The sequence below is a fragment of the Janthinobacterium sp. GW823-FHT01H08 genome (assembly GCF_058797855.1).
Map to the genome: position 1 here is coordinate 1642284 of NZ_CM179504.1, position 13691 is coordinate 1655974.

The 13691-nt window shown below is 62.9% G+C and carries 11 protein-coding genes; 7 read left to right on the forward strand and 4 right to left on the reverse strand.

The annotated features are described in order from the left end of the window. Positions 1 to 16 precede the first annotated feature (16 nt). Positions 17 to 886, reverse strand: a complete 870-nt coding sequence (locus AC3RCG_RS07250; RefSeq protein WP_492405188.1) for a LytR/AlgR family response regulator transcription factor — start codon at positions 884 to 886, stop codon at positions 17 to 19. Next, entirely contained in the window at positions 883 to 1998 is a 1116-nt protein-coding gene (locus AC3RCG_RS07255) for a sensor histidine kinase (protein ID WP_070221864.1), read from the reverse strand. Before AC3RCG_RS07255 ends, AC3RCG_RS07250 begins: the two co-directional genes overlap by 4 nt. Before the next feature lie 185 nt (positions 1999 to 2183). Here AC3RCG_RS07255 and ugpQ point away from each other — a divergent pair, with 185 nt between their 5' ends. Beyond that, the gene (ugpQ, locus tag AC3RCG_RS07260) at positions 2184 to 2927 is read left to right on the forward strand and encodes a glycerophosphodiester phosphodiesterase (RefSeq protein ID WP_070221863.1); all 744 of its coding nucleotides are present in this window, start codon (positions 2184 to 2186) and stop codon (positions 2925 to 2927) included. A gap of 163 nt (positions 2928 to 3090) precedes the next feature. Here the strand turns inward: ugpQ and AC3RCG_RS07265 are convergent, their stop codons facing one another. Beyond that, positions 3091 to 5148: a TonB-dependent receptor domain-containing protein gene (locus AC3RCG_RS07265; protein ID WP_070221862.1), complete on the reverse strand. Its 2058-nt coding sequence runs from the start codon at positions 5146 to 5148 to the stop codon at positions 3091 to 3093. Positions 5149 to 5307: 159 nt separating this feature from the next. Between AC3RCG_RS07265 and AC3RCG_RS07270 the strand changes: the two genes are divergently transcribed. The 6 genes from AC3RCG_RS07270 to AC3RCG_RS07295 all read left to right on the forward strand — a co-directional run bounded on the left by AC3RCG_RS07270 (position 5308) and on the right by AC3RCG_RS07295 (position 12797). Then, positions 5308 to 5754: a Fur family transcriptional regulator gene (locus AC3RCG_RS07270; protein ID WP_492405185.1), complete on the forward strand. Its 447-nt coding sequence runs from the start codon at positions 5308 to 5310 to the stop codon at positions 5752 to 5754. 119 nt (positions 5755 to 5873) lie between these two features. Beyond that, positions 5874 to 8486: an alanine--tRNA ligase gene (gene alaS / locus AC3RCG_RS07275; RefSeq protein WP_492405183.1), complete on the forward strand. Its 2613-nt coding sequence runs from the start codon at positions 5874 to 5876 to the stop codon at positions 8484 to 8486. Positions 8487 to 8723: 237 nt separating this feature from the next. Then, the gene (locus AC3RCG_RS07280) at positions 8724 to 8951 is read left to right on the forward strand and encodes a sulfurtransferase TusA family protein (RefSeq protein WP_010395510.1); all 228 of its coding nucleotides are present in this window, start codon (positions 8724 to 8726) and stop codon (positions 8949 to 8951) included. Positions 8952 to 9194: 243 nt separating this feature from the next. Continuing rightward, complete coding sequence (locus AC3RCG_RS07285; RefSeq protein WP_070221859.1) at positions 9195 to 9944, forward strand: electron transfer flavoprotein subunit beta/FixA family protein; 750 nt, start codon at positions 9195 to 9197, stop codon at positions 9942 to 9944. Positions 9945 to 9984: 40 nt separating this feature from the next. Further along, positions 9985 to 10917 carry an electron transfer flavoprotein subunit alpha/FixB family protein gene (locus tag AC3RCG_RS07290; RefSeq protein ID WP_070221858.1) on the forward strand — a complete coding sequence of 311 codons (933 nt, stop codon included), beginning with the start codon at positions 9985 to 9987 and terminating at the stop codon, positions 10915 to 10917. A gap of 89 nt (positions 10918 to 11006) precedes the next feature. Beyond that, entirely contained in the window at positions 11007 to 12797 is a 1791-nt protein-coding gene (locus AC3RCG_RS07295) for an acyl-CoA dehydrogenase (protein ID WP_492405180.1), read from the forward strand. Between the two features lie 234 nt (positions 12798 to 13031). Here the strand turns inward: AC3RCG_RS07295 and AC3RCG_RS07300 are convergent, their stop codons facing one another. Beyond that, entirely contained in the window at positions 13032 to 13658 is a 627-nt protein-coding gene (locus AC3RCG_RS07300; protein ID WP_070221856.1) for a glycine zipper 2TM domain-containing protein, read from the reverse strand. Positions 13659 to 13691 lie beyond the last annotated feature (33 nt).

The following is a 13691-nucleotide window of genomic DNA, read 5'->3' on the forward strand; positions in this document are numbered from 1 at the left end:
ACCTGGCTCCTGCGCGCTACATCTGCCGGAACAGATGGGCATATAAAGGGCTGACACGCAGTTGCGCCGGATGCTGGCGTAGGGTCAGCGACAGCTTGCCCGCCTCGTCGCGCACGGCCGTGGCGATGGCGCTGGCATTGACGATGGTGCCCCGGTGGATTTGCCAGAATTGTTGCGGGTCCAGCTGGGGCAAAAGTTCCTTCAGGCTCGTGCGTATCAGCGCTTCGCTGTCCTGGCACACGACGTTGATGTATTTGTCCAGCGCCTCGAAATACACGACGTCGGCCAGCGCGATCATGCGCACGCTGTTGCCTACGGCCGCCCGTATCATTTGCAGGCGCGGCGCGGGCGGCACCATGGCCTGCAACTGGGCCAGCAGTCGGGCCAGGTTGTCGTCGCTGGGGGCCGCTGTGACGGTTGCCACCACCGGCGCCGCCGCAGTGGCTGCCGCCGCTGCCGCCGCTGGCGTTGCTCTCCCGCTGGCGCCGGCGCTGTCGCGCAGGCGTTGCTGCAAGCGTTCCACCGTCTTGGCCAGGCGCGCATCGTTGACGGGTTTTAAGACGTAATCGGCGGCCGCGTGCTCAAAGGCGGCCAGCGCATATTCGTCGTAGGCGGTAACAAACACGATATGGGGGAACGCGACGCCGTCCGGCCACTGCTCCGCCAGTTCCTCGGCCGCTTCCAGGCCTGTCTTGCCCGGCATCTTGATGTCGAGAAATAGTATGTCGGGCTGCAGCGCCAGGCCTTGCTGCAAGGCTTCCACGCCATTGGCGCAGGTGGCAACGATGTCGAGTTCCGGCCATAGCCGGCGCAGGGCATGCGCGAGGGCGGCGGCGAGTATGGGTTCGTCTTCGGCGATCAGGGCGCGCGGGGGGGAACTTGTCATGGCGTGGGGCTCGCGGTGGTGGAGTGTATCGGTAATTGAAGGCGGGCGATGACGCCTGCCGGTGTGTTGGGGGCCAGCGACAGGCTGGCGGCATCGCCATGCATGCCGTGCAGCCGTTCACGGATATTCGCCACGCCCAGCTGCGTGCCCTTGGTCTGGCCCGGATGGTCGAGGCCCAGACCATCGTCGCTGACGGTCAGCACCAGCGCGCCGCCGTCCGTGGACGCCTGCACGTGGATATGGCCGCCTTCTATCTTCGGTTCCAGGCCGTGCTGGATGGCATTTTCCACCAGCGGCTGCAGCAGCATGGGCGGCACCTTGATATTGCGCAAGGCCTCGGGCAAGTCCAGCGTAAAGCGTAAGCGCGCACCCATGCGTATCGACATCAGTCCCAGGTAGGCTTGCATCAGGGAAAACTCCTGCGCGAGGGTGGTGGACCCGGCGCGCGAGGAACTCAAGGTGGCGCGCAGATACTGGATCAGCTGGTCGAGCAGCAGCTGGGCGCGGTCCGGATCAAAGCTGATCAGGCCCTGCAGGTTGGCCAAGGTGTTGAACAGCATGTGCGGCTCGATCTGCGCCTGCAGCAGTTGCAGCTGCGCCTGCATGGCCTGGCGCGCCACGGATTCGGCGCGGGCCTTTTCCTCGGCGGCCACCATTTGCAGCCGGGCAATCTTTTCGCGGCTGGAGAAAAACAGCACGGCGCCGCCCGTGGCCAGCAGGGTGAACACGAGCGTGCCCATCATTTGCGTGGGCAACAGCTTGTCGAAGCCGCCCACGTCCACACCCGTCAGCCAGCCGAACAGAACCAGGCCCAGCATTTGCGCCACGGGCACGGATAGCAGGATGATGAGCATGAAGGGCAGGAGTCTGGGCCGCTGGTCCGCACCCCATAAAGTCAGGCGCATGCCGTCGATCAGCAGGAATGCGATCGTGCCGATGCACATCGAGGCGATCAGGTTTTGTCCGAAATGGCTGCCCGGATTGAGGATGAAGGTAATGACCAGCGCGCAGATCGCGTTCAGCACCAGCGCATAGCGAGAGTCGAGCAGCATGCGGTAGTAGGGAAAGCGGCGTCTGGCGGGGGCGTCGGCGGAAGGGGCGTCTGAGTTCATGGAAGTGTCTGCTGGTAGCGATGGGGCATTGTGTGCCAGCGCAGGCCAGGGCGCAACAGGGCTGCGACGAAACGGGGCCGGCGCGTCGCCATTCGCAGCGTCGCGCCGCCAAACGGGGCCGCTTTACTTTTCGCGATGGGCGCGGGATAGTATGGCAAGACAGTCTTTGCTATAAAGGATTCCTCATGTGGCCCTATCCACGCACCCTGGCGCACCGCGGCGGCGGCACCCTGGCGCCTGAAAACACCCTGGCCGCCCTGCGCTGCGGCCTGGCCTACGGCTACCGCGCCGTGGAATTCGACGTCATGCTGGCGTCCGACGGCGTGCCCGTCGTCGTGCACGACCCCGAGCTGGGCCGCACGGTGGCCGGCAGCGGCCACGTCAACGATTACACGGCCGCACAGCTGGGAACGATGGAGGCGGGCGCCTGGTTCGGCCCGCAGTTTGCGGGCGAGGGCGTGCCCACGTTCGAGGCCGTGGCGGCGTATTGCAAGGCGCAGCACATCTGGATGAATATCGAGATCAAGCCGGCGCCCGGCTTCGACGTGCCGACGGGCGAGACGGTGGCGCAGGCCACGCGCGATTATTTTGCAAAGGAAATTGCTGAAGGAGAGTTATTGCCCTTGCTCTCGTCGTTCAGCATCGCCGCCCTGGAAGCGGCGCGCCAGGCGGCACCGGAACTGGCGCGCGGCTGGCTGGTCGAACGGATACCGGACGATTGGGCGCGCACGGTGAAGGAACTGGATGTGGTAGCGCTCCATTGCGACCACACGCAACTGACGCGCGCGCTGGCGCTGGCAGTCAAAGAGGAGGGATTGGGACTGTTCTGCTACACCGTCAACACGCCCGAACGGGCCAGTGAGCTGCTGGCCTGGGGCGTGGATGGGTTTTGCACGGACAGGATAGATTTGATCGGAGCGACGGAATAATGCGATGCATACTCAGCGGAAATCCGGGGGCAGTCCCTTCGGGAGTGGAATTTTCCCCATTGGAAAAAATTCCCCCGGACGGGTCTGACCCCAGCAGTTGTCCGGACCATGGTGTTGTCGGCTTACGCGCTTGCGCGCTAAGCCGACCTACGTTTCAAGCAGCTTAGAAAGTCACACGCATGCCGACGGTGACATTGCGCCCCGTCAAAGGCGCCGCATTCTTGATGAATGAAGTGTGGCTGTACGCCAGTTCGTTCGTCAGGTTGTTCGCCTTGATGTAGAACTGGGCCGGCGTCGTGCCGATGCGCGTGTCGTAGTTGGCGGACAGGTTCAGCATGTTGTAGCCCGGGGTTGCCGTTTCGAACGCGGCCACCTTGTCTTGCTTGCCCACACGGTAGAACTCGGCCACGCCGCTCCATGCCTGCCAGTTGGCATCGACCTTCACGCCAAAACGCTGGGCCGGAATGCGCGGCAAGTTGCCACCATTGTTGGCCAGCTTGGCCCGCACGTAGTCGCCGAACACGCTGGCGCCGAACATGGGGTTCAGTTGCTGGCGCACTTGCCCTTCCACGCCCGTGAACGTGGCGTCGCGCTGGGCGTACTGGATCAGCTGGAAGCCTTCATGGCTGTCCAGCGTGCTGCCGAAGATGTAGTTGTCGACCTTGTTGCGGTAGGCGCTGGCCGAGAAGGTCGTGGCGCCCGCATATTTGCGCAAGGTCAAGTCGATATTGTTCGACGTTTCCTTGCCCAGGTTTTGATTGCCCAGTTCATACGTGGCCGTGGCCATGTGCACGCCGTGCGCATACAGTTCCTCGGCGCTGGGCAGGCGGTGGGTGCGCGAAATGGTCGAACCGAGCGAATACTGGGGCGCGAATTTCCACACGGCGCCCAGCGAGACCGACGTGCCCTTGGCGCTGCGGTCCTGCAAGGTGGCGCTGTCGACCGCGATGTCTTGCCATTCGTGGCGCAAGCCCGCCTCGAAGCGCCATTGGTCGAGCTTGTATTCCTCCACGAGGAAGGCGGCGTGCTTCTTCGTGACCGTCGGCGCCACGTAGGCTTCCTCGCCCAGGGCGGAGAAATCGCGCTTCGACGTTTGCAGGCCGACCACGCCGCGCCAGCCGAAGACGGGATGGTGTTCCATTTCCAGGCGCGCGTCGTGGCCCTTGTTTTTAAATGTGGTGGCGATTTGCCTGCCTTCGATTTCATCGTGCTTGTAATCGGTAAACGACGCGCGCAGGCGCAGCTTGGCGAAGCCGGGCACGGGGTCGCGCAATTCGCCGCGCACATCCCAGCGCTCGCTCTTCAGTTTCACGTAGGGCACGCTTTCATGCTCGTGATCGTGGTCATGTTCCTCTTCGTCGCCGTGGCCGTGGCCTTCATGACCGCCGCAGTGCAGGTGGGTGCCATGCGGGTGGCAGCTCTCGAATTCATGGTTGTGGCCAGGCAAGCCGTATTCCGCATGCTGGCTGGTGAAGGCCAGGCCCAGGAAGCCGCGTTCACCCACCCACGACACGCCCACGCTGCCCGTGTCCGTCTTGTTGTAGCTGCCGGCCACTTTGGAGCCGCCTTCCCAGCCGCTGCCGACCTTGTATTCCTTCGCGTCGCGCTTGACGCCTTCCGCGTGGAAGGCGATGTTGCCGGAGCCGCCAGTCACTTCAAAGGCGCCCGCCTTGTCGCGCGCTGCCGAGTTGGCGCGTACTTCCGCGCTGCCTTCGAAGCCCTTGGCTGGCACGCGCGTGGGGATTTTCTTGTCGATCACATTGACGACGCCGCCGACGGCGCCGCCGCCATAGGCCAATGCGGACGGGCCGCGCAAGACTTCAATCTGTTCCGACAGCATCGGTTCGGCCGCGACGGCATGGTCGGGGCTGATGGTCGAGGCATCCTGCACTTCGGCACCATCGGACAGGATCTTCACACGGGGACCATCCATGCCGCGGATGATGGGGCGGCTGGCGCCGGCGCCGAAATGGCTGGACGTGATGCCGGGCTGGCCTGCCAGGGTTTCGCCCAGGGTCGCTTCGCGGGCGCGCACCAGTTCCTCGCCTTCCAGTACGGTCACGGGCGTGCTCATGTCGTCGCTGCCCAGGGCCAGTGCGCTGGCCGAAACGGTGACGGCAGGCAAGGTGGCGGCCTGTTGCGCCAGGGCGCTGGCGGGGGCGGCAAAGGCCAGCATGATGGCCAGCGCGAGGGGAGTGGGTTGGTGAGGACGGACGGACATGGGCAAGAATTCCTTTATCAGCTATCGGTGTTGGCAGGGTTGGGGCAGCGCATGAACAGGAAATAGCCTGCCCTAAGATAATAATGATAACCCATTATCATTAATGCGTGGCAGTTTTTCCGGGCAGTAGATACAGGCGGATGGTGTATTCTGTCGGCTATGGAACGCACAACACGTCAAAAAACCGCTATTCAAGCCGCCATCGAGTCGGCCCAGCGCCCCCTGTCGGCGCAGGAAATCCTCGAACAGGCCAGCTTGCAGGTGACGCAGCTGGGCATCGCCACCGTTTACCGCAACTTGAAGTCCTTGGTGCTGGAGGAAAAGGTGCACGTGGTGACCTTGCCGGGCGAAAACCCGCGCTACGAGTCGAACACGGCCGCCAATCACCACCATCACCATTTCCAGTGCACCACGTGTCAGCGCGTGTTCGATGTGCATGACTGCCCGGGCGACTTGAAGCGCATGGCGCCGCAAGGCTTTGTCGTCGAGCGCCACGAACTGACCCTGTACGGCCGCTGCGCCGACTGCAATGCGGCCGCCGGCGCCAGTGCGGTCGCCGCCGGTGCCGCCTCGCACGCCTGCGCCAGCGGCCACGACCCGGCCTGAGCGGGCAGGCTGTCGATGTTGGCACGTGCGCAACAATGCCCGTGCCGGCCGTCAATGCCGCACCCCATATCACGTATAATCTTCCCTTTAAAGCTGCCGCCACTCTTTGCCAAAAAAACATGAAATCAACTGAAATCCGCGACAAGTTCCTCAAATTTTTCGAGTCCAAGGGCCATTCCATCGTCCGTTCCAGCTCCCTGGTGCCAGGCAACGATCCGACCTTGCTGTTGACGAACAGCGGCATGGTGCAGTTCAAGGATGTATTTACGGGCACGGACAGCCGTCCGTACACGCGCGCCACCTCGGTGCAGCGCTGCGTGCGCGCCGGCGGCAAGCACAACGATCTGGAAAACGTCGGCTATACGGCGCGCCACCATACGTTCTTTGAAATGCTGGGCAATTTCAGCTTCGGCGACTATTTCAAGCGCGACGCGATCCAGTACGCATGGGAACTGCTGACCAAAGTGTACGGCTTGCCGGCTGACAAGCTGACCGTCACCGTCTACATCGAAGATGACGAAGCGTACGATATCTGGGCCAAGGAAATCGGCGTGCCCGTCGAGCGCATCATCCGCATCGGCGACAACAAGGGTTCGCGCTACGCATCGGACAATTTCTGGCAGATGGCTGACACGGGCCCATGCGGTCCGTGCACGGAAATCTTCTACGACCACGGCGCCGACATTCCTGGCGGCCCGCCGGGCTCGCCTGACGAAGATGGCGACCGCTTCATTGAAATCTGGAATCTCGTGTTCATGCAGTTCAACCGCGACGAAGCGGGCGTCATGCACAAGCTGCCGAAGCCGTGCGTCGACACGGGCATGGGCATGGAGCGCCTGGCCGCCGTGCTGCAGCACGTGCATTCGAACTATGAAATCGACCTGTTCCAGCATTTGATCAAGGCTGCCGCGCGTGAAACGGGTGCCACCGACCTGGAAAACAAGTCGCTGCGCGTGATCGCCGACCACATCCGCGCCGCCGCCTTCATGATCGTCGACGGCATCATTCCGGGCAGCGAAGGCCGCGCGTATGTTCTGCGCCGCATCATCCGCCGCGCCTTGCGCCATGGCCACAAGCTGGGCCAGACGAAACCGTTCTTCTACAAGCTGGTGGCCGATCTGGCCATCGAGATGGGCGGCGCCTATCCCGAGCTGGAAGAAGCGAAAGACAACGTCGCCAACATGCTCAAGGCCGAGGAAGAGCGTTTCGGCGAAACCCTGGAAACGGGCATGAAAGTGCTGGAAGCGCAGCTGGCCAAGGATGCCACGGGCATCGACGGCGCCACCGCTTTTACTTTGTACGAAACCTACGGCTTCCCGCCGGACCTGACGGCCGACATCTGCCGCGAACGCAATATCAGTTTCGACCAGGCTGGCTACGATGCGGCCCTGAAGGAAAGCCAGGAACTGTCGCGCAAGGGCGGCAAGACGCACAAGGACAGCAAGGTCGAGTACACGGGTGAGAAAAACAAATTCGTCGGCTACGACCAGTTGACGTTCAGCAGCAAGGTCGTCGCGCTGTACGCAGCCGGCACGCAGGTAGCTGAACTGAAGGCGGGCCAGGACGGTATCGTCGTGCTCGACACCACGCCGTTCTACGCGGAATCGGGCGGCCAGGTGGGCGACCAGGGCGTGATCGCCTCGGGCGCCGGCAGCTTTGCCGTCAGCGACACCCTGAAAATCCAGGCCGACGTGTTCGGCCACCACGGCGTGCTGGAATCGGGCGTATTGAAAGTGGGCGACGCCGTCTCGGCCGAAGTCGACACGGCCAAGCGCGCGCGCACGATCCGCAACCACTCGGCCACGCACCTGATGCACAAGGCCTTGCGCGAAGTGCTGGGCGGCCACGTGGCGCAAAAGGGTTCGCTGGTCGACCCGGACAAGACCCGCTTCGACTTCAGCCACAATGCGCCGATGACGGCCGAGCAGATCGCCGCCGTGGAAACGATCGTCAACAAGGAAATCCTGGAAAACCGCGCCACGCAAGCCCATTTGATGTCGTTTGACGATGCCGTCAAGCATGGCGCGATGGCACTGTTTGGCGAGAAGTACGGCGACGAAGTGCGCGTGCTCGACATCGGCAGCTCGAAAGAGCTGTGCGGCGGCGTCCACGTGCAGCGCACGGGCGACATTGGCTTGTTCAAGATCATTGGCGAAAGCGGCGTAGCCGCTGGCATCCGCCGCGTGGAAGCGGTGACGGGCGAGGGCGCGCTGGCGCTGGTGCAAACCATCAACCGCCGCCTCGTCGAAGCAGCCAGCGCCCTGAAGGCGCAGCCGGAAGAACTGACGGCCCGCATCGTCCAGGTGCAGGACCACGTGAAGGCGCTGGAAAAGGAACTGGCCGCGCTGAAATCGAAACTGGCGTCGGGCCAGGGCGATGAGCTGGTCACGCAAGCCGTCGATGTCAACGGCATCAAGGTGCTGGCTGCCGTGCTGGACGGCGCCGACGTGGCCCGTCTGCGCGAAACCATGGACAAGCTGAAGGATAAGCTGAAAACGGCCGCCATCGTGCTGGCCAGCGTGGCCGACGGCAAGGTCAGCCTGATCGCCGGCGTGACGGCGGACGCGACTTCCAAGGTCAAGGCGGGCGAGCTGGTGAACTTCGTTGCACAGCAAGTGGGCGGAAAAGGCGGCGGACGCCCCGATATGGCGCAGGCTGGCGGCACCGATCCGAGCGGCCTGGCGGACGCCCTGGCCGGCGTACCGGCCTGGGTCGGCGAACGCGCAAAATAAGGCGTAAGCTAGAAGGCATGCGGGGTTTTCGCCCCACAGCCCCTTGAAAACGGCCCGCAGACGGTGTTTGCGGGCCGTTTTGCCGTGTGGAATCTCGTTGTGACACCACAACAGCCGATGAACTATTTTGGTGCAGCGCGTCAATGCCCCTGATTTAGAGTAGTATGTCGAAAATCAGTACAACAAAACAATGGTGGGATATTGATGATGAGCGACACACTACTTGATACCGAGATTATGGAATTTCACAAAGAACTCGACGCGCGGGGCTTGAATTGCCCGTTGCCGATTCTGAAGGCGAAAAAGGCTTTGTCAGAGCTGCAGAGCGGGGAAGTGCTGCGCATCATGGCAACCGATCCCGGTTCCGTGCGCGACTTCCAGGCTTTCGCCAAGCAAACGGGCAATGCCCTGCTGTCGCACGTGCAGACGGGTACCGAATTCGTCTTCCTGATGCAACGCAAATAATTCTGCCAGCCGGGGCCGCCGTGGCGCGGCCTGGTTTTCCTTCCCGAACCAGCCCTTTTGCTGCCCTGCAGCGTAGCGGCGGACCCCCTTGAAATTCCCGAAGCTGGACAGTTTAGATGGATTGCTCTAACAAAAAATCGCACGATCGTGCTTAAATTCGGTTCAGGATTCAAATTTCTCTTATAATCGAACGCACAATCAGCACTTGATCCGTCATTTTTATAATTTCCCAAAGGCATAGCTATGAAAGTCTTGGTACCCGTCAAACGCGTGGTCGACTATAACGTCAAAGTCCGCGTCAAGAGTGACGGCACTGGCGTCGATACCGCCAACGTCAAAATGTCGATGAACCCTTTCGATGAGATCGCGCTGGAAGAAGCGATGCGCCTGAAAGAAGCCGGCAAGGTCACTGAAGTGGTCGCCATCTCCTGCGGCGTGACGCAGTGCCAGGAAACCCTGCGCACGGCCATGGCCATCGGCGCCGACCGCGGCATCCTGGTGGAAACGACGACCGACCTGGAACCGCTGGCCGTCGCCAAGTTGGTCAAGTCCCTGGCCGAGAAAGAACAGCCGCAACTGATCATCCTGGGCAAGCAGGCGATCGATGACGACAGCAACCAGACGGGCCAGATGCTCGCTGCCCTGCTGGGTTGGCCGCAAGCCACGTTCGCTTCGAAAGTCGTGCTGGAAGACGGCAAAGTCACCGTCACGCGCGAAGTCGACGGCGGCCTGGAAACCCTGGCATTGACCTTGCCAGCGATCATCACCACCGACCTGCGTTTGAACGAGCCACGCTATGTGACCTTGCCGAACATCATGAAGGCAAAGAAAAAGCCGCTCGAGACCGTCAAGCCGGAAGACCTGGGCGTCGACGTTGCGCCACGCCTGAAGACCCTGAAAGTCGTCGAGCCAGCCAAGCGCTCGGCCGGCATCAAGGTGCCGGACGTCGCCACCCTGGTCGCCAAGCTGCGTACCGAAGCCAAAGTCATCTAAGCGGCTTTGCCGTCACTCCAGAACAATTACAGGACATATCATGGTCGCATTAGTTATTGCTGAACACGACAACGCTACCTTAAAGGGCAGCACCCACCACACCGTGACCGCGGCTGCCCAGTGCGGCGGCGACGTGCACGTACTGGTCGCAGGTTCGAACGCCTCGGCTGCCGCCGCTGCCGCCGCGCAAATCGCCGGCGTGACGAAAGTCATCGTGGCCGACGCGCCATACTTTGCCGACGGCCTGGCCGAAAACGTGGCCGAGCAAGTGCTGGCCATCGCCGGCAACTACAGCCACATCCTGGCGCCAGCCACCGCCTACGGCAAGAACATCCTGCCGCGCGTGGCCGCCAAGCTTGACGTGGCGCAAATCTCGGAAATCACCAAGGTCGACTCGCCTGACACCTTCGAGCGCCCGATCTACGCCGGTAACGCCATTGCCACCGTGCAATCTGGCGACAAGGTCAAGGTCATCACCGTGCGCACCACCGGCTTCGACGCTGCTGCCGCCACCGGCGGTTCGGCTGCCACCGAAACCGTCGCCGCCGTTGGCGACAATGGCAAGTCCGCCTTCGTGGGCCGCGAACTGGCCAAGTCCGACCGTCCTGAACTGACCGCCGCGAAAATCATCGTGTCGGGCGGCCGTGGCATGGGTTCGGCCGAGAACTTCCACATCCTGGAACCGCTGGCCGACAAGCTGGGCGCCGCCATGGGTGCTTCGCGCGCCGCCGTCGACGCCGGCTTCGTGCCAAACGACTGGCAAGTGGGCCAGACGGGCAAGATCGTCGCCCCATCGCTGTACATCGCCGTCGGCATCTCGGGCGCGATCCAGCATCTGGCCGGCATGAAAGACTCGAAGACCATCGTCGCCATCAACAAGGATCCGGAAGCGCCGATCTTTGCCGTGGCCGACTACGGCATCGTGGGCGATCTGTTCGAGATCGTGCCGCAACTGGTCAAAGAACTGGGTTAATTTAAACCCATCAGGTTTTGTATATCACGAAGCCACGCCGGCCCGCCCCACACGGCGAGCCGCGCGTGGCTTTTTTCTTGGAGAAATAGATGAGCTATCAAGCCCCGCTGAAAGACATGTTGTTCGTCATGAACGAACTGGCCGGCCTGGCCGAAATCCATACTTTGCCTGGCTGCGAAGACGCGACACCCGACACGGCCGAAGCCGTGCTGGAAGAGAACGCCAAGTTCTGCGGCGGCGTGGTGGCCCCGCTGAACGGCCCCAGCGATAAGGAACCGAGCTTCTGGCACGACGGCCAAGTGACGACCTCGAAAGGCTTCAAGGAAGCGTTCAAGGCGTATGGCGAAGCGGGCTGGCAGGGCGTGCAGCATCCGACCGAGTTTGGCGGCCAGGGCTTGCCCAAGCTCTTGGCCACGCCCTGCATCGAAATGCTCAATTCGGCCAGCATCTCGTTTGCCCTGGTGGCCCTGCTGTCGGACGGCGCCATCGAAGCGCTGCTGACGGCCGGCAGTGACGCGCAAAAGGCCACGTATCTGGAAAACCTGGTCTCCGGCAAGTGGACGGGCACCATGAACCTGACTGAGCCGCAAGCGGGGTCCGACCTGGCCGCCGTGCGCACGCGCGCCGTGCCGCAGGACGATGGCACCTATAAAGTCTTTGGCACGAAGATTTTCATCACGTACGGCGAACACGACATGGCGGAAAACATCGTCCACCTGGTGCTGGCCCGCACGCCGGACGCACCGGCCGGCGTAAAAGGCATTTCGCTGTTCATCGTGCCAAAATTCCTCGTCAATGCGGACGGCAGCCTCGGTGCGCGCAACGACGCGCACTGCGTGTCCATCGAGCACAAACTCGGCATCAAGGCCAGCCCCACGGCCGTGCTGCAGTTCGGCGACCATGGCGGCGCCATCGGCACCCTGGTGGGCGAGGAAAACCGCGGCCTCGAATACATGTTCATCATGATGAACGCGGCCCGCTTCGGCGTGGGCTTGCAAGGCATCGGCCTGGCCGAGCGCGCCTATCAGCAGGCCGTGGCGTTCGCCAAGGACCGCGTGCAGTCGCGCGACCTGGCCGGTTCCGCCGGCCCGGTCTCCATCATCCACCACCCGGACGTGCGCCGCATGCTGATGTCCATGCGCTCGCAGACGGAGGCGGCGCGCGCGCTGGCCTACGTGGGCGCGGCCATCAGCGACGTGGCGCACCACCATCCGGACGCCGACGTGCGCGCGGAAAGCCTGGCGACGTATGAATACCTGGTGCCCGTGATCAAGGGCTGGGCCACGGAAATGTCGCAGGACGTCACGCGCGACGGCGTGCAAGTGCACGGCGGCATGGGTTTCATCGAAGAGACGGGAGCCGCCCAGCATTACCGTGACGCCAAGATCCTGACGATCTACGAAGGCACGACGGCCATCCAGGCCAACGACCTCGTGGGCCGCAAGACGGTGCGCGACGGCGGCGCCGTGGCAAAAGCCATCATCGCCCAAGTGCGCGCCACGGAAGCCCAGCTGGGCGAGCTCTCCGGCGCCGACTTCCAGGCCATGCAGCGCCACCTGGCCGAAGGCAGCGCCGCGCTGGAAGCGGTCGTGGAATATGTGGTGGCGAACATGAAGACGGACATCAAGGCCGTGTTCGCGGGCAGCGTGCCGTATCTGAAACTGGCCGGCATCGTGCTGGGCGGCTGGCAAATGGCCCGCGCGGCCATCGTGGCGCAGCAAAAGCTGGGCGAGGGCAGCGGCGACGCTTCGTTCTACAAGGCAAAAATCGCCACGGCCCGCTTCTTTGCCGATCACATCCTGTCGCAGGCACCGGGCTTGCGCGCCACCATCATCGACGGCAGCGCCGGCGTGATGGCCTTGTCGGAAGAGCAGTTTTAAGCGGGGTCAGACCCCCTCATCCGCTAACGCCGAGTTTGACGTTGGCATTGTTGAGGGTCTGACCCCAGCAGTGTGCTGAAGGCCCGCAGAAGGCAAAAAAAGCGCTGGAGATCACTCTCCAGCGCTTTTTTTAACCACAAAGACAAATGCCGGGGTCAGACCCGCCGGGGGAATGTGCGCCAATGGCGCGCATTCCGATCCCACAGGGACTGACCCCAGATTTACTCTGCATTCTTAACGGCGGGCGATGCCGTTGCCGGAATTGCGTACCAAGTCGCCAGCCGCCAAGCCAGGGTCCTGGTCAAACGCGAAATCGGCCTTGGCGCCCGTTTCGTATTGCACGGTGACGGTCCAGGTCTTGGCGTTCTTCATGTGGCCTTCGACTTGCTTGCCCGCGTAGGCGCCGCCAGCGGCGCCGGCCAGGGTGGCCAGGTCCTTGCCGCGTCCGCCGCCGACCTGGCGGCCCAGCAGGGCGCCGGCCACGCCGCCGCCGATCATGCCCAGTGCGCCGCCTTCACCGGCTTTTTCAGTGACGTTGACTGCCAGCACCTTGCCGCAATCGGCGCAAATCTGATGCTGCGGCTGCTTGGAGGGCTGGCTGGCGTAGGAGTTGCCCGCCTTTTGCGCAGCCTTGGCATTGATGATGGCCTGGTCGTATTCGCCCTTGGCGTCGCGCAGGCATTGCATGCGGGCTTTCGAGCTGCTTTCTTCTGCGCACAATTTCTTGTCGTCCGCATAGCGGGTGTTGGCTTGCTTCGTGTCGTACGCGTATTGCGCCTTCGGCGACAGGTTTTGCGCGAAGGCGGATGTGCTGAACAGGGCCGTGACGGCGACTGCGAGGATGAGTGGGCGACGAATCATGATCTTCTCCTAGGGGGTGTTAAATGAGCCAGT